The 23,991-nt window shown below is 70.1% G+C and carries 11 protein-coding genes and 3 rRNA genes; 6 read left to right on the forward strand and 8 right to left on the reverse strand.

The features are described 5' to 3' along the window. Window positions 1–2,127 carry a hypothetical protein gene (locus C1N80_RS15610; protein ID WP_205750651.1) on the forward strand — a complete coding sequence of 709 codons (2,127 nt, stop codon included), beginning with the start codon at window positions 1–3 and terminating at the stop codon, window positions 2,125–2,127. 741 nt (window positions 2,128–2,868) lie between these two features. On the opposite strand, the gene rrf is transcribed toward C1N80_RS15610, so the two are convergent. From rrf to glsA, 6 genes are all read right to left on the reverse strand, one after another. Next, window positions 2,869–2,985, reverse strand: a 5S ribosomal RNA gene (rrf, locus tag C1N80_RS00010). 118 nt (window positions 2,986–3,103) lie between these two features. Beyond that, window positions 3,104–6,167 (reverse strand): 23S ribosomal RNA (locus C1N80_RS00015). Window positions 6,168–6,527: 360 nt separating this feature from the next. After that, window positions 6,528–8,046, reverse strand: a 16S ribosomal RNA gene (locus C1N80_RS00020). Together the 16S, 23S and 5S rRNA genes form the textbook arrangement of a ribosomal RNA operon. Window positions 8,047–8,501: 455 nt before the next feature. Then, a complete protein-coding gene (locus tag C1N80_RS15675) occupies window positions 8,502–10,316 on the reverse strand; it encodes a glycosyltransferase (RefSeq protein ID WP_240811167.1) in 1,815 nt (604 codons plus the stop codon). Next, window positions 10,313–11,143, reverse strand: a complete 831-nt coding sequence (locus tag C1N80_RS00030) for a DUF5926 family protein (protein ID WP_137768885.1) — start codon at window positions 11,141–11,143, stop codon at window positions 10,313–10,315. The genes C1N80_RS15675 and C1N80_RS00030 overlap by 4 nt, the downstream gene beginning before the upstream one ends. Window positions 11,144–11,153: 10 nt before the next feature. Next, window positions 11,154–12,224, reverse strand: coding sequence for a glutaminase A (glsA, locus tag C1N80_RS00035; protein WP_168197978.1), 1,071 nt, complete (start codon window positions 12,222–12,224; stop codon window positions 11,154–11,156). Between the two features lie 61 nt (window positions 12,225–12,285). Here glsA and C1N80_RS00040 point away from each other — a divergent pair, with 61 nt between their 5' ends. The 5 genes from C1N80_RS00040 (at window position 12,286) to C1N80_RS00055 (ending at window position 20,723) form a co-directional block, all read left to right on the forward strand. Further along, a complete protein-coding gene (locus tag C1N80_RS00040; RefSeq protein ID WP_137768887.1) occupies window positions 12,286–15,069 on the forward strand; it encodes an FAD-binding and (Fe-S)-binding domain-containing protein in 2,784 nt (927 codons plus the stop codon). Window positions 15,070–15,288: 219 nt separating this feature from the next. Further along, window positions 15,289–16,665 carry a helix-turn-helix domain-containing protein gene (locus C1N80_RS15360; protein WP_168197979.1) on the forward strand — a complete coding sequence of 459 codons (1,377 nt, stop codon included), beginning with the start codon at window positions 15,289–15,291 and terminating at the stop codon, window positions 16,663–16,665. A 135-nt stretch (window positions 16,666–16,800) separates the two neighbouring features. After that, the gene (locus C1N80_RS00045; protein WP_137768888.1) at window positions 16,801–18,324 is read left to right on the forward strand and encodes an aldehyde dehydrogenase family protein; all 1,524 of its coding nucleotides are present in this window, start codon (window positions 16,801–16,803) and stop codon (window positions 18,322–18,324) included. Between the two features lie 189 nt (window positions 18,325–18,513). After that, window positions 18,514–19,536, forward strand: coding sequence for an alcohol dehydrogenase AdhP (gene adhP / locus C1N80_RS00050; RefSeq protein WP_137768889.1), 1,023 nt, complete (start codon window positions 18,514–18,516; stop codon window positions 19,534–19,536). Window positions 19,537–19,694: 158 nt separating this feature from the next. Next, window positions 19,695–20,723 (forward strand): ornithine cyclodeaminase, encoded by a 1,029-nt coding sequence (locus tag C1N80_RS00055; RefSeq protein ID WP_137768890.1) that lies wholly within the window; start codon window positions 19,695–19,697, stop codon window positions 20,721–20,723. Between the two features lie 39 nt (window positions 20,724–20,762). Here the strand turns inward: C1N80_RS00055 and C1N80_RS00060 are convergent, their stop codons facing one another. Together C1N80_RS00060 and C1N80_RS00065 are read right to left on the reverse strand one after the other, a co-directional pair. Beyond that, complete coding sequence (locus C1N80_RS00060; protein ID WP_137768891.1) at window positions 20,763–22,826, reverse strand: iron ABC transporter permease; 2,064 nt, start codon at window positions 22,824–22,826, stop codon at window positions 20,763–20,765. Between the two features lie 92 nt (window positions 22,827–22,918). Next, the gene (locus C1N80_RS00065) at window positions 22,919–23,971 is read right to left on the reverse strand and encodes an iron-siderophore ABC transporter substrate-binding protein (protein ID WP_137768892.1); all 1,053 of its coding nucleotides are present in this window, start codon (window positions 23,969–23,971) and stop codon (window positions 22,919–22,921) included. Window positions 23,972–23,991 lie beyond the last annotated feature (20 nt).

Genomic DNA, 23,991 nt, shown 5'->3' on the forward strand with positions numbered 1-23,991 from the left:
ATGCCGTCCCTCCCCCGCCCCGTCACCGCGCTCCCGGCCCTGCTCCTCGCCCTGTTCTGCGCGGCGACGCTGGTCCTCGCGGGCGCCCCGTCGGCGCGGGCCGCGGGCGCGGACGGGGAGGGCGCGATCACGGCGGACGAGCCCGTCCGCCTGGTCATCGCGACGGCGGGCCTGGACTGGCGGGACGTCACCCCCGAGCTCACGCCGCACCTGCAGTGCCTCGCGGACCGCTCGGGCCTCGGCGCCATGAACACGACCTCGGTCTCCGTGGTCTCCACGATGCGCCAGGGCATGGAGACGATCCGCTCGGGCTACCGCGGCCTCGCGGCGGACGCCCCCCGCACCGCCGGCATCCCGGACCCGGCCGTCGACCAGTGGGAGCAGCTCGGGGTGCCCGTGACGGAGGTCGACGGAGGCGGCGGGCCGGACGACGCCGGCTCCGACGAGCCCGCGGACCCGGCGGTCTCCACCGCGGCGACCCTGCCCGACGGCGCCGCCGACGAGATCTCCGAGGGCCTCGGCGCGGAGGACGGGATCGTCCTCGTGGACCTCGGCGGTCTGCCGGACCGCTCCGACCCGGAGCGTGCCGACGCCCTCACCGCCCTGGACGCGCGGGCGGGCGAGGTGATCGACGCCGCCGGGGGCTGCGACGCGGACTCGCTGCCGCGCACGCTCACCCTCTCCGTCGCGGCGATCGACCCGGCGGATCCGGACGCCTCGGAGCGCACCGGGGCGATGGCCTCCCGCTCGGCGGGGCTGCAGGTCGCGATGGACTCCGCGCTCCCGGGCCGCGCCCTCACCTCGGGGGCGACGAAGCAGCCGGGCGTGGTCATGCTGACGGACGTCGCGCCCACGATCCTCGCGTCCTACGGGGCGAGCTCCGAGGGTCTCCTCAACGGCCAGCCCCTGCGGGGGACGGAGAGCGCAGACCCGCAGCAGCTCGTCAAGGACCGCTCGCTCGCCGCCCTCGAGGTGGACGACGCGACGATCCCGGCGCTGGGCTCCTGGCTCGCCCTCGGGGTCATGGGGCTGGTCCTGCTGCTCGTCCCGGCCCTCGGCCGTCGCCCGCGGCTGCAAGCCCTCGGCCGGGCTCTGACGACGATCGCCCCGCTCGCCCTGCCGGTGGGCCTCATGGCCTCGCTCGTGCCCTGGTGGCGCGCGGAGCATCCGGCGCTCGCGCTCACGGGCGTCGTCTGGGCGGGCTCCGCGCTGCTCGCGCTCGTGGTGCTCGCGGGTCCCTGGCGGCGGGTCCCCCGCGGCTCGGTCGCGGTGAGCGCGGCGCTCGTGGGCGGCATCGTCCTGCTGGAGTCCGCGACGGGCTCCCGGCTGCAGCTGGGCTCCCCGCTGGGCGCGCAGCCGATCTCCGGCGGCCGCTTCTACGGGCTGTCCAACCACCTGTTCGGGATCGTCCTCGCGGCGTCGCTGATCGCCCTGCTGTGCCTGTTCACGCTGCTCCGCACGGCGCGAGCACGGGTGCTGTGGACGCTCGGCGTGGGTGTCGCGGTCGCGGTGGTGTGCGTGACGCCGTCGATGGGTGCGGACTTCGGGTCGATGCTCGCGACGGTTCCGACGTTCGGCCTGCTCGCGCTGCTCGTCTCGGGGATCCGGCTCCGCCCGTGGCACGTGGTCTCGCTGCTCGCCGGCGGCGCGGTGCTCGTGCTCGGGGTCTCCTTCCTGGACTGGCTGCGGCCGCCCGAGGACCGCACGCATCTGGGGCGCTTCATCAACGAGCTGCTCTCGGGCGAGCTCGTGGCGGTCGTGGTCCGCAAGCTCGCGCAGAACGTGGGCATGACGCTCGGCTATCCCGCGCTCACGGTGCTCCTGATCCTCGCGCTCGCCTGCTCGGTGGCCGCGCTCATGCCCCGCCGTGCTCGGCTCACCAGACTCGCAGCGCTGTACGAGGAGCACCCCTACGCCCTGCACACGATGATCGCGGTGGTCGCTGGCGGATGGCTGGGCTATGCGGTGAACGACACCGGTCCGGTGCTCGTCGCGGCGATGTTCGGGATCGCACTCGTGCTGCTCCCTCCGGCGCTCCCCTCACCCGGCGACGAGCCGACGGCCCATGCCACCGGCACGGGAGCCGATGACAGCACGAACGTCCGCCTGAGCACCGAGGGACGCTGAGAGGAGCCACACACGGCGGATCCTATGCCGGTGGCGATGCGTGGGGCCGCCCCGCGTGCGGCGGGCCGCCTGAGCCTCCCATCAGGAGCGCCTCACCCCCAGCGCTGACCAGCCCTGGACAACGCTCCAACACGAATCCGAGACCGCTGTCGCACCTGATGCGTCATCAGACGCTGCGCCCGCCCCAGTCCCCCGCCCCGCTGCCTCTCACGCTCTCGTCCCCTTCTCCCGCCGGGGGACGACGTGGGAAGGGCACGAGACAGCAGCGAGCCGAACAGCCACGGAATCCACGTGCCAGGGAGCAGACACGTCCTCAGGCCCATGACGCGGCGAGGCCATGTGCCGGAGGACGAGAGAGCAGTTGAGCCGGTGCGTCAGCGGGCCGCCGTCTCCGGGGATCCTCAGGGAGCGATGGCCTCGGCCCGCTCTCTCCCCGTCGAGCCGCACCTCTCAGCGCCCTGGCCTCCGAGCCCTGTACGGGCCCCGGGACGGGGATGGGACCCGCGTGCTTCGATGCGATGGGCTCGCGCGCCTCAGCGCGCTGTCGATGGGGACGCGAACGGCAACGTGCAGCTGATGGCGATGGTGACTGTCGCCGTGCTCGTGGACGTCCGGTGGGCTCACCACGCGCGGGCGTCTGAGCCGGCCCGGAAACTGGACATGAAAAAAGGGAAGGGCAGAGAACGGCGAGACACTCTCACGAGCACCCCAGCGACGTCCTCCACCCTTCCCGATGAAGATGTCCGGCGGCGACCTACTCTCCCACACCCTCCCGAGTGCAGTACCATCGGCGCAATCGAGCTTAGCTTCCGGGTTCGGAATGGAACCGGGCGTTTCCTCGATGCTATGACCGCCGTAACACGGCGAGACCAACCAGCCCTGACCAACCACACCCCCGACCAGGGGACGCAGTGGCAGGAGTTGCTTCTCCAGAACCACACAGTGGACGCGAACACCAGCAAACAAAAACTTTGATGTTGATAAGTCATCGGCCATTAGTACCAGTCAGCTCCACACATTGCTGTGCTTCCACATCTGGCCTATCAACCCAGTCATCTACTGGGGGCCTCTCACCCACAAGGGGCACGGATATCTCATCTTGAAGCAGGCTTCCCGCTTAGATGCTTTCAGCGGTTATCCCTTCCCGACGTAGCCAACCAGCCATGCTCTTGGCAGAACAACTGGCACACCAGAGGTCAGTCCATCCCGGTCCTCTCGTACTAGGGACAGGTCTTCTCAAATATCCAACGCGCGCAGCGGATAGGGACCGAACTGTCTCACGACGTTCTAAACCCAGCTCGCGTACCGCTTTAATAGGCGAACAGCCTAACCCTTGGGACCAACTCCAGCCCCAGGATGCGACGAGCCGACATCGAGGTGCCAAACCATGCCGTCGATATGAGCTCTTGGGCAAGATCAGCCTGTTATCCCCGGGGTACCTTTTATCCGTTGAGCGACACCCATTCCACAATGAGGTGCCGGATCACTAGTTCCTGCTTTCGCACCTGCCCGACATGTCTGTCTCGCAGTCAAGCTCCCTTGTGCACTTACACTCAACACCTGATTGCCAACCAGGCTGAGGGAACCTTTGAGCGCCTCCGTTACTTTTTGGGAGGCAACCGCCCCAGTTAAACTACCCATCAGGCACTGTCCCTGATCCGGATCACGGACCGAGGTTAGGAATCCAGAACGACCAGAGTGGTATTTCAACAACGACTCCACACTCACTAGCGTGAATGCTTCCCAGTCTCCCACCTATCCTACACAAGCCGTTCCGAACACCAATACCAAACTATAGTAAAGGTCCCGGGGTCTTTCCGTCCTGCTGCGCGTAACGAGCATCTTTACTCGTAATGCAATTTCGCCGAGTTCGCGGTTGAGACAGTGGAGAAGTCGTTACGCCATTCGTGCAGGTCGGAACTTACCCGACAAGGAATTTCGCTACCTTAGGATGGTTATAGTTACCACCGCCGTTTACTGGGGCTTAAATTCTCAGCTTCGCTCCAAAGAGCTAACCGGTCCTCTTAACCTTCCAGCACCGGGCAGGCGTCAGTCCGTATACAGCGTCTTACGACTTCGCACGGACCTGTGTTTTTAGTAAACAGTCGCTTCTCCCTGGTCTCTGCGGCCCTCAGGGCTCTCACCCTTCAGGCCCCCCTTCTCCCGAGGTTACGGGGGCATTTTGCCGAGTTCCTTAACCACGATTCTCTCGAACGCCTTGGTATTCTCTACCTGATCACCTGAGTCGGTTTAGGGTACGGGCGACCGTATTCGTCACGCCGGAACTTTTCTTGGCAGTACAGGATCACTCACCTACGCCCATACGGGATCCCCATCACGTCTCACCCTTGATGACCCCAGCATTACCCGGGGTCGGGCTGCACGCTTAGACGGACTATTCCATTAAGTCCGCGGAAGCTACCTCTCTGCGTCATCCCTCGCGCTGACCTACTACAACCTTGGTTCCCAGCCTCACAGCATCCCTCACCCCGAAGGGCAAGAGGACTGATCGGGTGGTTAGCATCGACTGCCTCGGTATGGGTCCTCCTACGATCGGTTCGGGAATATCAACCCGATGTCCATCGACTACGCCTGTCGGCCTCGCCTTAGGTCCCGACTAACCCAGGGCGGATTAACCTAGCCCTGGAACCCTTGATCAATCGGCGGACGGGTTTCTCACCCGTCTTTCGCTACTCATGCCTGCATTCTCACTCGAACAGCCTCCACCACTGGGTTCCCCCGCGGCTTCGCTGGCTGCTCGACGCTCCCCTACCCATCCCGGCAGAACCGGAATGACACAGCTTCGGCGGTGTACTTGAGCCCCGCTACATTGTCGGCGCAAAATCACTTGACCAGTGAGCTATTACGCACTCTTTCAAGGGTGGCTGCTTCTAAGCCAACCTCCTGGTTGTCTCAGCAACTTCACATCCTTTTCCACTTAGCACACGCTTAGGGGCCTTAGCTGATGTTCTGGGCTGTTTCCCTCTCGACTATGAAGCTTATCCCCCACAGTCTCACTGCTGCGCTCTCACGTACCGGCATTCGGAGTTTGGCTAAGGTCAGTAACCCGGTGGGGCCCATCGCCTATCCAGTGCTCTACCTCCGGCACGAAACACGCAACGCTGCACCTAAATGCATTTCGGGGAGAACCAGCTATCACGAAGTTTGATTGGCCTTTCACCCCTATCCACAGGTCATCCCCTCCATTTTCAACTGAAGTGGGTTCGCGCCTCCACGCGGTCTTACCCGCGCTTCACACTGCCCATGGATAGATCACTTCGCTTCGGGTCTAGAGCCGGCGACTGAACGCCCCGTTCAGACTCGCTTTCGCTACGGCTACCCCACACGGGTTAACCTCGCCACCGACCACTAACTCGCAGGCTCATTCTTCAAAAGGCACGCCGTCACCCCGTAAGGCTCCGACGGATTGTAAGCACACGGTTTCAGGTACTATTTCACTCCCCTCCCGGGGTACTTTTCACCTTTCCCTCACGGTACTTGTCCGCTATCGGTCAAGAGGTAGTATTCAGGCTTACCAGGTGGTCCTGGCAGATTCACACCGGATTTCACGGGTCCGGTGCTACTCGGGAACAGCACTCAACGCCATGCAACAGTTTCGTCTACGGGGGTCACACCCTCTACGCCGTCGCACTCAACACGACTTCGACTACCATCACACATTCACGTCGACCGTCCGGCAGAACAGTCCAGCACGTCCCACAACCCCCAACCTGCAACCCCTGCCGGGTATCACACAGGCTCGGTTTAGCCTCATCCGCTTTCGCTCGCCACTACTCACGGAATCACTATTTGTTTTCTCTTCCTGCGGGTACTGAGATGTTTCACTTCCCCGCGTTCCCTCCACACCACCTATACATTCAGTGGCGGGTACCAGGGCATGACCCCTGGTGGGTTTCCCCATTCGGACATCCTCGGATCACAGGTCGGTTGTCACCTTCCCGAGGCTTTTCGCAGACTCCCACGTCCTTCATCGGCTCCTCTTGCCAAGGCATTCACCGTGTGCCCTTTAAGACTTGGCAACACAAAGACACTAAAATTGCTTACAAGATGCTCGCGTCCACTATGTAGTTCTCAAGAAGCAACCCCACACCCACACCACCAACGCAACCGCGCCGACCATGCAGGGGAGGACCAGCCACACACCCCGCACCAACCCGAAGACCAGTGACAGGGCTGCGTGCAGCCTCACAACTCAATAGCGTGCCTCCACCTCGAACCCACCATGACCACCGCTCGTTCCACACCCACTCGAGAGCAGGTCGTACTGGAGCCGGTCACCGCCGGCGAAGTGCCTCTTCGTTGATGTTCCACCCTTGAGCAACCATCCTCACCACACGCGGGTGAGCAGACAGCCACCAATCATTGGTGTAGCTCCTTAGAAAGGAGGTGATCCAGCCGCACCTTCCGGTACGGCTACCTTGTTACGACTTAGTCCCAATCACCGATCCCACCTTCGACAGCTCCCTCACGAGGATGGGCCACTGGCTTCGGGTGTTACCGACTTTCGTGACTTGACGGGCGGTGTGTACAAGGCCCGGGAACGTATTCACCGCAGCGTTGCTGATCTGCGATTACTAGCGACTCCGACTTCATGGGGTCGAGTTGCAGACCCCAATCCGAACTGAGACCGGCTTTTTGGGATTCGCTCCACCTCACAGTTTCGCAACCCTTTGTACCGGCCATTGTAGCATGCGTGAAGCCCAAGACATAAGGGGCATGATGATTTGACGTCGTCCCCACCTTCCTCCGAGTTGACCCCGGCAGTCTCCCATGAGTCCCCGCCATTACGCGCTGGCAACATGGAACGAGGGTTGCGCTCGTTGCGGGACTTAACCCAACATCTCACGACACGAGCTGACGACAACCATGCACCACCTGTGCACCAGTCCGAAGAAAACCCCATCTCTGGAGTCGTCCGGTGCATGTCAAGCCTTGGTAAGGTTCTTCGCGTTGCATCGAATTAATCCGCATGCTCCGCCGCTTGTGCGGGCCCCCGTCAATTCCTTTGAGTTTTAGCCTTGCGGCCGTACTCCCCAGGCGGGGCACTTAATGCGTTAGCTACGACGCGGAAAACGTGGAATGTTCCCCACATCTAGTGCCCAACGTTTACGGCATGGACTACCAGGGTATCTAATCCTGTTCGCTCCCCATGCTTTCGCTTCTCAGTGTCAGTAATGGCCCAGAGACCTGCCTTCGCCATCGGTGTTCTTCCTGATATCTGCGCATTTCACCGCTACACCAGGAGTTCCAGTCTCCCCTACCACACTCTAGCCTGCCCGTACCCACCGCACGCCCGAGGTTGAGCCTCGGGTTTTCACGGCAGACGCGACAAGCCACCTACAAGCTCTTTACGCCCAATAATTCCGGACAACGCTTGCGCCCTACGTATTACCGCGGCTGCTGGCACGTAGTTAGCCGGCGCTTCTTCTGCAGGTACCGTCACTTTCGCTTCTTCCCTGCTGAAAGAGGTTTACAACCCGAAGGCCGTCATCCCTCACGCGGCGTCGCTGCATCAGGCTTTCGCCCATTGTGCAATATTCCCCACTGCTGCCTCCCGTAGGAGTCTGGGCCGTGTCTCAGTCCCAGTGTGGCCGGTCGCCCTCTCAGGCCGGCTACCCGTCATCGCCTTGGTGAGCCACTACCTCACCAACAAACTGATAGGCCGCGAGCCCATCCTTCACCGAAAAACTTTCCAACACCCGCCATGCGACAGGAGCTCATATCCGGTATTAGCCCCGATTTCCCGAGGTTATCCCAGAGTGAAGGGCAGGTTGCTCACGTGTTACTCACCCGTTCGCCACTAATCAGACCGAGCAAGCTCGGTCGTCATCGTTCGACTTGCATGTGTTAAGCACGCCGCCAGCGTTCGTCCTGAGCCAGGATCAAACTCTCCATGAAAAACATGAAAAACTATAAACCTGACAAAAAAACAAACAACCAGCATTTAACTGCTAATCATCCGTATATTCTGCCAATCAAATATTGGCATCAACAAATAGACACGCTATTGAGATATCAAGCAACACGCGCACTCAGTATCAGAACCCTTCCGAGTTCCTCACTCCGAGGCAACCCCTATAACTTAGGGGATCCGGTTCTCCATGTCAATTCGGTGCGGTGTGAACCGCGCCTCATCAGTTCTGAAGTTATCCGAAGAGCCTGGTGGGAGTCGATTTCGCGTTCCGCCACTGCTGGCCTTCCCGCTGTCCCGATCTCCCGGGCACGAGGAAGAACATTACGTGGATCCCCGGGCCCGGTCAACTCGAGAGGCCCCTTTTCGGAGTGGCCTCGGCCACTTTCCCGCCCCGAGCTACATCACCGCAGGTCAGAGGCGGATCCAGCCCTCGAATCGCTCAGCGGGACGGGCGATCTCGGTCCCCGCCCTCGGACGGGGCGCTGTTCTGGGCGTCCACCGCCTCATGGACCACGAGGGAGGTGTACTCGTCCGCCGCGAGGGAGTCGCGCAGCGCCTCGGGGATCCGGGGCTCCGGCGATCCCAGGTGGGACGCGATGATCACCGCGTGGATCGGCGCGAACGGCCCGGTCACCGGGGCGGCGTGCAGCCGGGTGGCCAGAGCGTCGAGATCCACCCCCGCCAGATAGGCGATGTCGTCGGTGTCGAAGAGCCCCTCGACAGGGAGACCCCTCAGCGCGCGGTCCAGCGCCTCGATGTCCGTGTCCTCCAGGCGGATCACGTCGCCCTCCGAGAACTCGCCGTCCACCGGGAGCGCGGCGAGGCGCTCCCTGAGAACGGTGGGGCGCACCCAGGCGGTCCCGCCCGTCGTCCCCGCGCGCCGGCCGGCGCCGGCCGCGGCGGTGGCGCTCGGGCTCGAGGAGGACGGTGCCGGGCCCGGGGCAGGGAGAGCAGCGGGTGCGAGGGCATCAGCGGCCGCAGGTGCAGGTGCAGGCTCGGATGCGGTGACCTCAGCGGTGTCGGGATCCGCGTCCAGGGAGTGAGTTGGCGCCGGGGGCTGCTCCTCCCCCTCCTCGGCGATCGCTGCTGCCTGATCGGCGCGCGCGTCGGTCCGCTCGTCCTCGCCCTTTCCGAGCGCGTCGGCCTCCTCGCCGTCGGCCACGCCGGACGCGCCGGTGTGCTCACCCATGACCGTCTCGACGGCGCGGGGCCCGGGGCGTGACGCGGCGGGAGGGGCGAGAGAGCTCGGGGCCTCGGCGTCCTCCGTCATGACCGTGCCGGGTGCCGTTGGTCCGAGGGGCGCCACGGACCCCTCGGGGTCGTCCTGCGCGGTGACGGCACGAGCCTCGACCGCGGACGGCTCGGGAGAGGTGCCGTCCTCGACGACGGCGCCGTCGGCCTCCTCCCCCGAGATCTCCGGGGACAGGCGCCGACGCGCGGCGAGGGCGCGCACCACGTCCCGGAGCTGGGCGGCGCGATGCAGCTGCCCGCGCAGATCCTTGCCGGTCGCCCGATGGTGGAGGTCGCAGGGGATCTCCTTCACCCAGAACCCCGCGGTGACCGCGTCGATGCTGAGCCCGGTCTCCACACCCCACCCGCCGGCGAGCGGCTGCACGGCCTCCCACGCCTCGCGGGTGATGCAGCGGGTGCCCGAGAGCGGCTGCTGCGGCTCCCATCCGGTGGCCCGGCGGATCCCGTTGCGGCTCGTGCGCACCACGATCCCCATGCCGGAGGCGCCCACCTGCGGGGGCAGCAGCGCGATCGCCATGTCGACCCCCGTCACGAGCACGGCGTCCACGAGGGGCTGCGCGGCGGAGGCGGAGGCCCCCATGTCCGCGTCGAGGAAGAGCAGTGCCCGCTGCACGGGCGCGTCGTCGGCCTCATGGTCGACGATGACCGGCAGCGGGCCCGTGTGGCCGGCGACCCGGGGCTCGGCGTGGATCTCCTCGGTGAAGTCCGCACCGCCGTCGGCCGTCGCGGCCGCCTCCCGCAGGGCCACGAGCTGAGCGCCCGTCCCCATCGCGGCGGCCTTGCCCCGGTTCACCCGGTGGCGGACGACGACCGCGCCCGCGCCCATGGCGATCGCGGCGGTCGAGTCGGTGGAGCCGTCGTCGACGACGACCACGAGGTCCACGCCCACGAGCGTGCGCGCCGCGTCGATCGTCGCCTCGATCCGCTCCGCCTCGTTCTTGGCGGGGATCACCACGGCGACCCGCTCAGGACGGTTCGCCGCGAGCGGCCCCGCGGTGCTCATCGCAGGGTCACCTGCCGCGCGACGATGCCGCCGCGGGCGCGCCGCTCGGCGGGCGTGAGCGGGTCCGTGCTCGCGAGCGCCTCCTCGAAGCGGGAGCGGAAGGCCTCCGCCTCCGAGGCGACGCCGGCGGCCCCGTAGCCCTTGGGCAGGTCCCAGACAGGGATCGTCATGCCCTCCGCGCGGAAGGAGCCCACGTACTTCGTGCCCTCGCCGATCGCGGACTCGCGCCGCGCGTGCAGGCGGGTGACGGCGTCGATGACGCGGTCCTCGTCCGCATCGAGCACCCAGCGGAGGTGCTCCTTCGCCCCGGCGTCCACCCAGAACGCGGACGGGAGGCCGTCCACCGCGGCGGTCGCCATGATCGACTCGTTCGCGTGCTGCAGGGAGTGCTCGATCTCCGCGGTGCGCTCGGCACCCGGGTCCAGCCAGAAGTCGAAGGTGTCGTGCACGGCCAGCTCGCCGATCGAGGCGGGGTCCAGCAGGTCCTGCAGCCGCGGGGACTCCGCCGTGACCTCGACGGCGGTGACGGGGGTGCCGGGCTCGGACGCGAGCGCGGAGGCGAGCGCCTGCCCGATCCCGCGGGAGAGGTCCCCTCCCGGGTAGCTCGCCTGGACGCCGACGATGACGGAGCCGTCGGAGCGGCGCACCGCGGGCCAGGCCATCGGCAGGATCGTCGCGAGCACGACGGGGACGTCCCCGTGCTCGGCGGTGGTGCGCGCCGGGGCGGTCGCGGCGGGGACCAGCTGGCGCATGGCCACCAGGTCCCGCTCGTTCGGCAGCCCCTCGAAGGGACGTCGGACCAGGTCGTTGCTCGCGGCAGAACTCATGGACGGGAGTCTAGCGATCGTCCCCGTGCTCGACGTGCCTCTCCCGGATCAGCTCCTCGGCGCGCTCGTGGAGGTCCCACGGGGGCACGCCGTCCAGGAGGTGCAGGGCGAAGTCCGCGCTGAACCGCTCGAAGAAGAGGGTGCCGCGCACCGAGTTCCCGTGGAGGTCCAGCTGCGGGGCGTAGCTCGCGACGCCGAAGCGGGAGGGCAGCGCCGCGATGATCCCGCCGCCCACCCCGGACTTCGCGGGCAGGCCGACGTCGCTCACCCAGTCCCCCGCGTTGTCGTACATGCCGCAGGTCATCATCACGGAGAGCACCTGCCGCGCCGCGACGCGGGAGAAGACGCGCTCCCCCGTGAGCGGGTTGGTGCCGCCGGAGGCGAGGGTCGCGGCCATCACCGCGAGGTCCGTGACGGTGGTGAGCACGGCGCAGCCCTCGACGTAGCCGCCCACGACCTCCGCGGCGTCCTCCTCCATCGAACCCGCGGCGCGCAGCATGTAGGCGAGCGCGAGGTTGCGGTCCGCGGTGCCGAGCTCCTCCTCGAAGGTCTCACGGTGCAGCTCGAGCGGGCGCCCGGCCGCGGCGTCGAGCACGGCGCGCAGGCGCTGGGTGCGCTCGGACTGCTCGGCGCCGAGCATCGCGTGGGTGCGGATCGCGCCGATGTTCACGAGCGGGTTCTTGGGCTTCTTGGTGTGCGGGTCCAGGCTGAGGGCGTTGAACTCCTCCCCCGTGGGCTCCTCGTCCACGACGGAGTCCACGTGCTCCATGCCGTGGAGGTCGATCGCGGCGCCGTAGGCGAACGCCTTCGAGATCGACTGCACGGGAAAGGCGTGCTCGCGGCCGTTCCCGGCGCCGAGGATCTCCCCGTCGATCCCGCACAGGGCGACGCCGACGTGGTCCTCCCGGGCGCCGGAGAGGCGGGACAGCTCGGGGATCTCACCGGCCACCTCCGCGGAGCCGATGATGCCGCGGTCCAGCAGCACCGCGTCCTGCGGGGCGGCGTCGTCGGTCTCCGTGCACGCGGCCGCGGAGAGCTCGGTGGTCAGGCGGTCGAGGTAGGTGCTCAGTGCGCTGGTCACGCCCCGACCGTACCGGTCCCCCGCGCCGGAGGGGCGGGCCGTGCGGGGATAGCGTGGGCGCATGAGCCCCGCACCGTCGCTGGACACCTCGCCCGTCACCCGCCATGCGCTCTCCCACGACGCCTCCCACTACCTGCTGCTGCCCGCGGCGGTCGCGGTGCCCCGGGACGAGGCGGAGGTCGCGGCGCTGCTCGCACGGATGGTGCAGGAGCAGCGCCCGGTGACCTTCCGCTCCGGCGGGACGAGCCTCTCCGGGCAGGCGCAGACCTCCTCGGTGCTCGCCGACGTGCGCCGCGGATTCCGCGGGGTCGAGGTGTTCGAGGGCGGCGCCCGGGTGCGGGTGGGACCGGGTGCGACGCTGCGCGAGGTCAATGCGCGCCTCGCCCCGCACGGACGGCGCCTGGGGCCGGACCCGGCCTCGGAGGCGGCGTGCACGATCGGCGGGATCATCGCGAACAACTCCTCCGGCATGGCCGCCGGCATCACGGAGAACACGTACCGCACCCTCGAGTCGCTGCGCTGCGTGCTCCCCTCCGGCACGGTGCTGGACACCTCCGACCCCCGCGCCGACGCCCTCCTGCGCGAGGCGGAGCCCGCCCTCCACGCGGGCCTCGACGCGCTCGCGGCGCGCGTGCGGGCGGATCCGGAGGCGGTGCGCGTGATCCGCGAGCGCTTCGCCCTGAAGAACACGATGGGCTACGGGATCAACGCGCTGCTCGACTTCGACGAGCCCGCCCAGATGCTCGCCCACCTCGTCATCGGCTCCGAGGGGACCCTCGCCTTCGTCTCCTCGGCGGTCTTCCGGACGGTCGCCGTGCCCGCGCACACCGCGACCGGGCTGCTCGTGCTGCCGGACCTGCGCCGCGCGACGGCCGCGCTGCCCGCCCTCACCGAGCAGGGCTTCGCGACCGTCGAGCTGCTCGACGCGCGCTCGCTCGAGGTCGCCCGCGCCCTCCCGGGTGCCCCGCAGGAGATCACCGCGCTCGACGTGCGCGGTCATGCGGCGCTGCTGCTCGAGCAGCGCGCCGACGACCCCGCGGAGCTCCAGGACCGTGTGGGCAGGGCGGAGCAGCTCGCTCGCGTTCTCGACCCCGCCGCCGGCTTCGCCATGACCATCGATCCGGGCCGCCGCTCCGCCCTCTGGACGGCCCGCAAGGGGCTGTACGCGGCGGTCGCCGGGGCCCGGCCCGCCGGCTCCACCGCCCTGCTCGAGGACGTCGCGGTGCCGGTGCCGGCCCTGGAGGCGACCTGCGCGGGACTGCAGGATCTCTTCACCCGCCACGGCTACGACGGCGCGGTGATCTTCGGCCACGCGAAGGACGGCAACATCCACTTCCTGCTCGACGAGCACCTGGACCGCGGGGACCGGCTCGAGGCCTTCACCGAGGACATGGTCGAGCTGGTGCTGGACCACGGCGGGAACCTCAAGGCCGAGCACGGCACGGGACGCGTGATGGCGCCCTTCGTGGAGCGGCAGTACGGCCCCGCGCTGCACGCCGTGATGCGGGAGATCAAGGCGCTCGTGGACCCGGAGGGGATCCTCAACCCCGGCGTGGTGCTCACCGACGACCCCCGGGCCCACATGCGTGATCTCAAGCCCGTGGTCGAGGTCGAGGAGGAGGTGGACCGCTGCGTGGAGTGCGGGTACTGCGAGCCCGTGTGCCCCAGCCGCGACCTCACCCTCACACCGCGGCAGCGGATCGTGCTGCGCCGCGACCTGCGCGCCGCGGAGCGCTCCGGGGACGAGGGCACCGCCCGTGCGATCCGCGAGGCCTACCCGTACGAGGGCCTCGCGACCTGCGCGGCGGACGGCATGTGCCAGAGCGCCTGCCCCGTGGGCATCAACACCGGGGACCTCGTACGACGCCTGCGCGCCGAGGAGGCCGGCCCGCTCGAGGGCGCGGCCTGGGCCGCCGCGGCCGGGAGCTGGGACACGGTCACGCGCGGAGCCTCCCTCGCGATGGGTGCGGCCGGAGCGCTGCCCCGTGCCCTCCCCGCCGCGGCCACCGGGGCGGCGCGGGCGCTGCTCGGCGCGGACCGCGTGCCCGCCTACACGGCGGAGCTCCCCCGCCGCGGCGGGGCCGTGCGCCAGGCCGGCGGTCGGGGCCGGGCCTCCGCCGTGACCGCGGCCGTGCACCTCCCCGCGTGCGTCCACACGATGTTCGGCTCCGGGAGCACCGGGGGCACGGCCGGCGCCGGGGCCCCCGGGGCGCTCGCGGTGCTCGCCGAGCGGGCCGGGGTGCGCCTCGCCGTCCCCGACGACGCCGCCTCCCTGTGCTGCGGGACGCCGTTCTCCTCGAAGGGCATGACCGCGGCGAAGGAGCGCATGCACGAGCACCTGCGCCGCAGCCTGCGCTCGGCGACGCAGGACGGAGCGCTGCCGGTCGTCGTCGACGCCGCGAGCTGCACCGAGGGCGTGCTCGGCGCCCTCGAGAGCCTGCACCGCGAGGGCGTGGACGTCGAGGTGATCGACGCCGTGACCTTCGCCCGCCGTCACCTCCTCCCCCTCCTCGAGGTCAGACGGCGCGTGCCCTCGGTGACCGTGCACCCCACGTGCTCCACGACCGCGCTCGGCGCGACCGAGGACCTCGTCGCCCTCGCCGAGGCGGCGGCGGAGGAGGTCGTCGTGCCCGTCGCCTGGGGATGCTGCGCCTACGCCGGGGACCGCGGCATGCTGCACCCCGAGCTCACCGCCTCCGCGACCGCCGCGGAGGCCGCCGAGGTCGCCGCCCGCCCCACCGCGGCGTACGTGAGCGCGAACCGTACCTGCGAGCTGGGCATGCACGCCGCGACCGGGCAGGAGTACCGCCACGTGCTCGAGCTGCTCGCGGAGGTCACCGCATGATCACCGCGCGCGGGGCCTCGCCCCTCGCGCGTCCTCTCCCCCGCCTCCCCGTCGGTGCCGGGCACCGTTGCCCTCCCCCGTCGCCGCGGGTACCGTCGGACCATTCCCGGCACGACGGACGACGAGGTGGATCGTGACCGACCGAGCACGGCTCGCGGGCGCCTGCGCGCGCGGGTCAGACCGCCGCGACCACGGCGGCATCGGCGACCGAGGAGCGCGATGACCGCCTCCCCGGTCCCGCCCACCGAGCGCGCCTACCAGCAGCAGGTGCTGCGCGCCCACGAGGACCTGCGCTCCGCGCTCGATCCCGCACGGGGCACTCTCGGCGCCGTCCGCGCGCCCGTGCTCGAGAGCTGGGTGCGCTCGATCGCGAGCCTCGCCGCCCGCGGCGCCGCGGCCGTCGACCCGGCGGTCGTGGACGACGATCTCGAGGAGCTGCGGCGCGAGCACCTCTTCGCCCGCGTGCTGCCGCTGCTGCGCGACCGGCTCATCGACCCCGCGGTCTCCGCCGGGCTCGTGGTCGCCCTCGGCGACGCGGGCGGCCGCCTGCTGTGGGTCGAGGGCCAGCGGTCGATGCTCTCCCGGGCCGAGCGGATGGGCTTCGCCCCCGGCGTGGACTGGTCCGAGCGGGCGATGGGCACCTCCGCCCCCGCCCTCGCCCTCTCCACGAGCGCGGCCGCGCAGGTCGTGGGCGCGGAACACTTCGTCGAGGCGGTCCACCCCTGGAGCTGCTCCGCGGTGCCCGTCCTCCATCCGCTCACCCGGCAGACCCTCGGGGTCATCGACGTCACCGGCGGCGAGGACGCCGTCGCCCCGCTCGTGCTGCCCCTGCTCGCCTCCGCCGCCCGCGCCGCGGAGGAGGAGCTGCGCTCCTTGCTCGCCGAGGAGTCCGCCGGCCGAGGCGGCTCCGGCTCCGACTCCACCGTGCCGACGGCCTCCTCCCCCCGGTCCTTCCCGATCGTCTCGGCCCGGCCCGCTGCTGAGGCGTCCCCCGCCGCGCGGCTGCTCGTGCTCGGCCGGCGCACGCCCCTGCTCGTCGTCGGCGGGGAGCAGGTGGAGCTGAGCGGAAGGCACGCGGAGCTGCTCACGCTCCTGCACCGGGCCGGCGACGGCCTGAGCGGCGGGGAGATCGCCCAGGACGTCCACGACTCCGGCGCTGCCGAGGGGACCGTGCGCGCGGAGCTCGTGCGCCTGCGCAAGGTGCTCGCCGCGCTGCCCGGCCCCGAGGCCTCCCGGCCCGGCCTCGCCTCTCGGCCCTACCGCCTCACGGGCGGGATCACGAGCGACCTCCACGAGGCGCGGGAGGCGATCACCCGCGGTGACGTGGACCAGGTGCTCGCGAGCTACCGCGGCGCGCTGCTGCCCTCCTCCGACGCCCCCGCGATCCGTGACCTGCGGGAGCGCACGGCCGCGCTCGTGCACCAGCTGCTCATGGACAACGGCAGCTGGGACCAGCTGTGGAGGTACTCGCAGCTCCCCGAGGCCCGGGAGGGCGAGGACGTGCTCATGGCGGTGCTGTCCCTCGCCCCGCCGGACGCCCCCGAGCGCGCGGAGGCCGTGGTGCGGCTCGAGGAGCTGCGCGGCACCGGCCTCTGAGCACCGCAGCGGCCGCGCAACGTCGCCGCAACGTGACCCGGATTACAGTCGACCTACTCCGACGCCGCCGTCGGACCCCGATCGGTCCCCGGCGACGGAACGGACGGCAGTTACGTTCGCGACGAAGGGAACCTCATGACCGTCTATGCACGCCCCGGCACCGAGGGAGCGAAGGTCTCCTTCCGCTCCCGCTACGAGAACTACATCGGGGGCCAGTGGGTGCCGCCCACCAAGGGCGAGTACTTCCAGAACCCCACGCCGGTCACCGGCGAGGTCTTCACCGAGGTCGCCCGCTCGACCGCGGAGGACGTGGAGCTGGCGCTCGACGCCGCCCACGCCGCGGCCCCCACCTGGAACACGACCTCCCCCGCCGAGCGCGCGGTGATCCTCAACAGGATCGCCGACCGCATCGAGGAGAACCTCGAGCACATCGCCGTCGCCGAGACCTGGGACAACGGCAAGCCCGTGCGGGAGACCCTCAACGCGGACATCCCGCTCGCGATCGACCACTTCCGCTACTTCGCCGGCGCGATCCGCGCCCAGGAGGGCGCGCTCTCCCAGATCGACGAGGACACGGTCGCCTACCACTTCCACGAGCCGCTCGGCGTGGTCGGCCAGATCATCCCGTGGAACTTCCCGATCCTCATGGCCGTCTGGAAGCTCGCCCCCGCCCTCGCGGCCGGCAACTGCGTGGTGCTCAAGCCCGCCGAGCAGACCCCCGCCTCGATCCTCGTGCTCTTCGAGCTCATCGGCGACCTGCTCCCCGAGGGCGTCGTCAACATCGTCAACGGGTTCGGCGTCGAGGCCGGCAAGCCGCTCGCCTCGAACAAGCGCATCGCGAAGATCGCCTTCACCGGTGAGACCACGACCGGCCGCCTGATCATGCAGTACGCGAGCCAGAACCTCATCCCGGTGACCCTCGAGCTGGGCGGCAAGAGCCCGAACCTCTTCTTCGAGGACGTCGCCGCGCAGAAGGACTCCTACTACGACAAGGCCCTCGAGGGCTTCGCGATGTTCTCCCTGAACCAGGGCGAGGTCTGCACCTGCCCCTCGCGCGCCCTCGTCCCGGACAGCATCTTCGACTCCTTCGTGGCCGACGGCCTCGAGCGGGTGAAGGCCACCAAGCAGGGCGACCCGCTGGACACCGACACGATGATCGGCGCGCAGGCGAGCAACGACCAGCTCGAGAAGATCCTGTCCTACATCGACATCGGCACCCAGGAGGGCGCGAAGCTGCTCACCGGCGGCGAGCGCGCCGACCTCGGCGGCGACCTCTCCGGCGGCTACTACGTGACCCCCACCGTGTTCGAGGGGGACAACTCGATGCGGATCTTCCAGGAGGAGATCTTCGGTCCTGTCCTCGCCCTGACCCGCTTCTCCGACTACGACGAGGCGATCTCGATCGCCAACGACACCCTCTACGGGCTCGGGTCGGGCGTGTGGAGCCGGCAGCAGAACACCATCTACCGCGCCGGGCGGGCCATCCAGGCCGGCCGCGTGTGGGTGAACAACTACCACTCCTATCCCGCGCACGCCGCGTTCGGCGGGTACAAGTCCTCCGGCATCGGCCGCGAGAACCACCTCATGATGCTCGACCACTACCAGCAGACGAAGAACCTCCTCGTCTCCTACTCGGAGCAGAAGCTCGGCTTCTTCTGAGCCGACCCCGAGCCCCGACGGGGGCGGCCGAGCCGCGCCGCCCGGCGCCCGCCCCGCCCCCGTCGGCAGCACCGCGGCGACCACCGTCGCGGAGTCCGACCGAAGACAGCACGAACGGTCCGCCGGCACCCTGCCGACGTCCCGCCCTCACCCCGCGCCCGATGACGGGCCGATCAAGGAGAGAGAACGATGACCAGCACCATGACCGCCGCCGTCGTCCACGAGTTCGGCAGCGAGCTCACCGTCGAGGACTACACCCTCCCCGAGCCCGGCCGCGGCCAGGCCCTCGTCAAGCTCATCGCCTCCGGCGTGTGCCACACCGACCTCCACGCCGCCGAGGGCGACTGGCCCGTGAAGCCCTCCCCGCCCTTCGTCCCCGGCCACGAGGGCGTGGGCGTCGTCGAGAAGATCGGCGAGGGCGTCGAGGACGTCGAGGTCGGCGACACGATCGGCAACGCCTGGCTGTGGAGCGCCTGCGGCGACTGCCAGTACTGCCGCACCGGCTGGGAGACGCTGTGCGAGCAGCAGGAGAACGGCGGCTACAGCGTCGACGGCTCCTTCGGCCAGTACATGCTCGTGGACACCAAGTTCGCGGCCCGCATCCCCGAGGGCGCGGACCCCTACGAGATCGCCCCCGTGCTGTGCGCCGGCGTCACCGTCTACAAGGGCCTCAAGCGCACCGAGGTACGCCCCGGCGAGTGGGTCGTCATCTCCGGGATCGGCGGCCTCGGCCACATCGCCGTGCAGTACGCGGTCGCGATGGGCATGCGCGTGATCGCAGTGGACATCGCCCAGGAGAAGCTCGACCTCGCCACGAAGCACGGCGCGGAGATCGTCGTCGACGCGTCGAGCGAGGACCCGGTCGCCGTCATCCAGGAGAAGGTGGGCGGCAGCCACGGCGTGCTCGTCACGGCCGTGCACCCCAAGGCGTTCGGCCAGGCGATCGGCATGACCCGCCGCGGCGGGACGATCGTCTTCAACGGCCTGCCCCCGGGCGACTTCCCCGCCCCGATCTTCGACATCGTGCTCAAGGGCCTCACGATCCGCGGCTCGATCGTCGGCACCCGTCAGGACCTCGCGGAGGCGATCGAGTTCTACGCGGCCGGGAAGATCCACCCGACCTTCACCAAGCGCCCCCTCGAGGACATCAACCAGATCCTCGGCGAGATGAAGGAGGGCAAGATCGACGGCCGCGTGGTCATCGAGTACTGACCTCCCCGCCGGACCTTCCCCACGGACGGGCCCGGTCGCTCCCTCGGGGCGGCCGGGCCCGTCCGTGCGTTCCCGCGGCGGCGGCCGGTGCGGGGTCCTACGATGACGGCCAGGACTCCCTGCCGGCCCCCGACCGGCCCGCCCCGGAGGTGAGGACGATGACCCAGCTGCTCGACGTGACGGGTGCGGCGCGATGGATCCGGCGCGACGGCGCGGAGCGGATCCTCACCCGCATGGCGCAGTACCTCGAGGCGGACTACCGGCGCTGGGAGAGCTTCGAGAAGATCCCGCGCATCGCGAGCCACACGCCGCTCGGCGTCATCGAGCTCATGCCCACCTCCGACGGCGAGACGTACTCCTTCAAGTACGTCAACGGCCACCCCTCGAACCCCGCCCGCGGCTTCCAGACCGTCACCGCGTTCGGCGCCCTGGCCGACGTCGACAACGGCTATCCCGTGTTCCTCGCGGAGATGACGCTGCTGACGGCGCTGCGCACGGCCGCGCTCTCCGCCCTCGCGGCCCGGTACCTGGCCCGCCCGGACTCCCGCGTGCTCGCCCTCGTGGGCGCCGGCTCGCAGTCCGAGTTCCAGGCCCTCGCGATGCGCGGACTGCTGGGGATCGAGGAGCTGCGCGTGGTCGACGTCGACCCGGCGGCCATGGCCAAGCTGCGCCGGAACCTCGAGCCGCTCGGCTTCCGGATCCACGACGCCGGAACGGTGGACGAGGCGGTCGACGGGGCGGACGTCATCACCACCTGCACCGCGGACAAGACCCGGGCGACGGTGCTGCGGGCGGACCAGGTGCGGCCCGGCGTGCACGTCAACGCGATCGGCGGCGACTGCCCCGGCAAGACCGAGCTCGAGGCCGCGCTCCTCGAGCGGGCCCGCGTGGTCGTCGAGTTCACCCCGCAGACCCGCATCGAGGGCGAGATCCAGCAGCTGGCGCCGGACTTCCCCGTGACCGAGCTGTGGGAGGTGCTCACGGGCGCCGCGCCGGGACGCCGCGACGCGGAGGAGATCACGGTGCTCGACTCGGTGGGCTTCGCCATCTCGGACTTCTCCGCCCTGCGCTGCGCACGCGACGCGACCGCGGGCACGGACCTGGAGGCCTCCGTGGACCTCGTGGCCGATCCCGACGACCCGAAGGATCTCTTCTCGCTCGTGGACGTGCTCGCGCCGGTCCCGTGACGCCGGCGCCTCCGACGTCGCGGCGCTCGCCCCGACAACTCAGGCCCGGGACCGCCAGAGCAGCCAGAGGAAGTAGGGCGCGCCGATCACGGCGACGAGCAGTCCCGCGGGCACCTGCGCCGGGGCGATGAGCATGCGGCCCAGGAGGTCCGCGACGCCCACGAGCACCCCGCCCAGCAGCATCGCGACGGGGAGCATGCGCAGGTGCCGGCCGCCCACGAGGGCACGGGCGAGGTGCGGGGCGACGAGGCCCACGAAGCCGACCACGCCGACCGCGACCACGCTGATCGCGGCGAGCACCGCGGCGAGCGCGAGCACCACGAGGCGCGCCCGCTCGCGGGGCACGCCGAGGATCTGCGGGGTGTCCTCGTCGATCGTCAGCAGGTCCAGCTCCCGGTGCAGCGCGAGCACGACGGGCAGGGCGAGCACGAGCACGACGAGCACCGGGACGACGTCCGCGAGGGAGCGGCCGTAGGTGGTGCCGGAGAGCCAGGTGAGCACGCGCGGGGTGTCGAAGGGGTTCGAGCGCAGCAGCACGAAGGTCGTCAGCGCCGTCATCCCGTAGCCCACGCCGATCCCGATCAGCACGAAGCGCTCGGGCGCGAGTCCCGTGCCCTGCCGGGCGAGGAGGGCGGTGAGGGCGAAGGTCGCGAGGCCCATGACCACGGCGAGCGCGACCATCGCGGGCCGGCCGCCGCCGATCGTCGTCACGACGAGCGCCGCGCCGAGGCCGGCGCCCGCGGTGATGCCCAGCAGGCCGGGCTCCGCGAGCGGGTTGCGGACGGTGGACTGGACGATCCCGCCGGCGAGGGCGAGCGCGCCGCCCGCGAGCACGGCGGCGGACATCCGCGGCAGGCGCTCCCCGAGCGCGCGGGAGACGAGGGTGGGGGCGTCGCCGCGGATCCACAGCAGCAGGTCCCCCGTGCGCAGCAGGAGGCTCCCGCCGAGCAGCCCGCCGATAGCGACGGCGATCAGCAGCACCAGCAGCACACCGCCCACGATCCAGAATCTCCGGGAGGAGCGCAGGCCCGTCCGTGCCTCCGGGGGCCGGCGGGCGGGGCCCGCGTCCCGCATCCGGCGGGCGAGGACCACGATCACCACGGCGCCCAGCAGCGCCGTCGGCACCCCCGTGGGGATGCTCGCCGCGGCGGTCGCGCCGAGCGCCGCACGGACCGTCGCGTCGGCGAGCAGCACGACGAGCGCGCCGATCAGGCCCGCCGCGGGGACCAGCAGCAGATGGCGGTGCAGGGCGGGCACCCGCGAGGCGGCGAGCCGGGCGAGCACGGGGGCGCCGAGCCCCACGAAGGCGAGCGGCCCCGCGACGGTCACCGCGGTCGCGGTGAGCACGACCGCGGCGAGCACGGCGAGCACGCGGGTGCGCCGCACCGGGACGCCGAGCGTCGCGGCCGTGTCGTCCCCCGCGCCGAGCACGTCGAGGCGGCGGGAGAGCAGGAGCGCGATCGCGAGCACGAGCGCGATCACCGGCAGGGCGCGCAGGGAGGCGTCGAGGTTCAGCTGGGAGAGGGAGCCGCTGCCCCACGCGTACAGCCCCGTCGTCTCCTGCTCGAAGAGGATCAGCAGCATCGAGGTGCCCGCCTGGAGCGCCATGGCGACGGCGGATCCCGCGAGCACGAGGCGCGTGGTCGAGGTGCCGGCGCCGCCGGCGAGGGCGAGCACGGCGCCCGCGGCGAGCAGGCCGCCCACGAAGGCGACCCCGCCCGAGGCCCACAGCGGGACCGAGAGCCCGAGCGCGGCGACGAGGCAGATCGCGAAGTAGGAGCCAGCGGTCACCGCGAGGGTGTCCGGGGAGGCGAGGGCGTTGCGGGAGACGGACTGCAGGAGCGCGCCGGCGACGCCGAGGGCGATGCCGACGACGACGCCCGCGAGCAGCCGGGGCACGCGGGAGGCGGTGAGGATCTCCCCGATCGCGGGCCCGGTGCCGGGGCGGTCCGCGCCGAGCAGGTGGCGCAGCAGGTCCCCGACCCCGATGCCGGAGGTCCCCTGGGTGAGGTGCCACAGGCCGACGGCCGCGACGGCGAGCGCGAGCAGCGCGAGGGTCAGGACCCCTCCCGCGAGGCCGGCGACGCCGGTCCGCCCCGGCATCGCGCCGGGGGTCGGGGCGCCGTCGGCGGGCCACCCGCCCGCGGGGGCCGGGCGGCCCCCGGTCGCTGTCGGTGCGCTCGCCGTGCGCGGCATCAGCCGGCGATGGCGTCGACGTAGGCGTCGATCGCCTGCTCCGCGGAGCGCGGGCCGCCGAAGGTCCAGATGCCGGTGGGGAACGCGTGGGCGCGGTTCTCGGTCACGGCGGGCAGCTTCGCGTAGAGCTCGTTCTTCTCGAGCTCGGCGACGTAGTCGCCGGCCGGGTCGTCGGTGCCGGTGTAGAAGAGGTTCGCCTCACCCACCGTGGTCAGGCCCTCGATGTCGGTCTGGCCAAGGCCGTACTGCGGGTCGGTCTCGCCGGTCCAGGCGGCGGTGAGCCCGAGCTCCTCGCCGAGGGCGCTGAACAGGGCGCCCTTGCCGAACGGGCGGATCGAGACGGTGCCGCCGTCGACCCAGCCGTCGAAGTAGACGAAGTCGGTGGTCGGGAGGTCCGCGGAGGCGACCTCCTCCTTCGCGGCGGCGACGTGCTCGTCGAACTCGCCGAGCACGACGTCGGCGCGCTCGGAGCGGCCGGTCGCGTCCCCGATCAGCGTGAAGAGCTCCTTCATGTGGCCGACCGGGTCCGCGGCATCGGCGCCGACGGTCGCGAGGACCGGCACGCCGAGCGTCTCGAGCTGGGCGATGACCTCTTCGTCCGCGGAGGAGACCTCGACGATGATGAGGTCGGGGTCCGCACCGGCGAGGGCGTCGAGGTTGGGCTCGCCGCGGGTGCCGACGTCCGTCGTGCCCTCGGGCAGGGTCTCCGCGGTGTCCCAGGTGGTGAAGCCCTCGACGTCGGCGACGGCGACCGGCGGGACGCACAGGCTGAGGAGGTCCTCGGTCTGCTGCCACTCGAGGACGGCGACCTTCCGGGCGGGCTTCTCGAGCTCCACGGTGCGGCCCACGCCGTCGGTGAGGGTGACGGGGTCGGTGCTCGTGGCGGTCGAGTCGGCGGCGCAGCTCTCGGAGATCGCGGCGGCCGCGCCGCCGTCGTCCGAGCCGGAGCCGGTGGCGGGATCGGCGACCTCGGTGGTGCCGCAGGCGGCGAGGGTGAGGGCGGCGGCGGAGCTCGCGAGCGCGGCGACGAGGCGCCGGGGCATGGGGGTCATCTGGGTCCTCGGGTCAGGGT

Origin of the sequence: Brachybacterium sp. SGAir0954, assembly GCF_005490785.1 — a bacterium.
GTDB lineage: Bacteria > Actinomycetota > Actinomycetes > Actinomycetales > Dermabacteraceae > Brachybacterium > Brachybacterium rhamnosum.

Excerpts from the sequence above, each read along its gene's own strand:
- C1N80_RS15675 (WP_240811167.1), bottom strand. The coding sequence starts at position 10,316 with ATGAGCACCGCGGGGCCGCTCGCGGCGAACCGTCCTGAGCGGGTCGCC.
- C1N80_RS00030 (WP_137768885.1), bottom strand. The coding sequence starts at position 11,143 with ATGAGTTCTGCCGCGAGCAACGACCTGGTCCGACGTCCCTTCGAGGGG.
- C1N80_RS00040 (WP_137768887.1), top strand. The coding sequence starts at position 12,286 with ATGAGCCCCGCACCGTCGCTGGACACCTCGCCCGTCACCCGCCATGCG.
- C1N80_RS15610 (WP_205750651.1), top strand. The coding sequence starts at position 1 with ATGCCGTCCCTCCCCCGCCCCGTCACCGCGCTCCCGGCCCTGCTCCTC.
- C1N80_RS00055 (WP_137768890.1), top strand. The coding sequence starts at position 19,695 with ATGACCCAGCTGCTCGACGTGACGGGTGCGGCGCGATGGATCCGGCGC.
- C1N80_RS00065 (WP_137768892.1), bottom strand. The coding sequence starts at position 23,971 with ATGACCCCCATGCCCCGGCGCCTCGTCGCCGCGCTCGCGAGCTCCGCC.
- C1N80_RS00060 (WP_137768891.1), bottom strand. The coding sequence starts at position 22,826 with ATGCCGGGGCGGACCGGCGTCGCCGGCCTCGCGGGAGGGGTCCTGACC.
- C1N80_RS15360 (WP_168197979.1), top strand. The coding sequence starts at position 15,289 with ATGACCGCCTCCCCGGTCCCGCCCACCGAGCGCGCCTACCAGCAGCAG.
- C1N80_RS00045 (WP_137768888.1), top strand. The coding sequence starts at position 16,801 with ATGACCGTCTATGCACGCCCCGGCACCGAGGGAGCGAAGGTCTCCTTC.
- adhP (WP_137768889.1), top strand. The coding sequence starts at position 18,514 with ATGACCAGCACCATGACCGCCGCCGTCGTCCACGAGTTCGGCAGCGAG.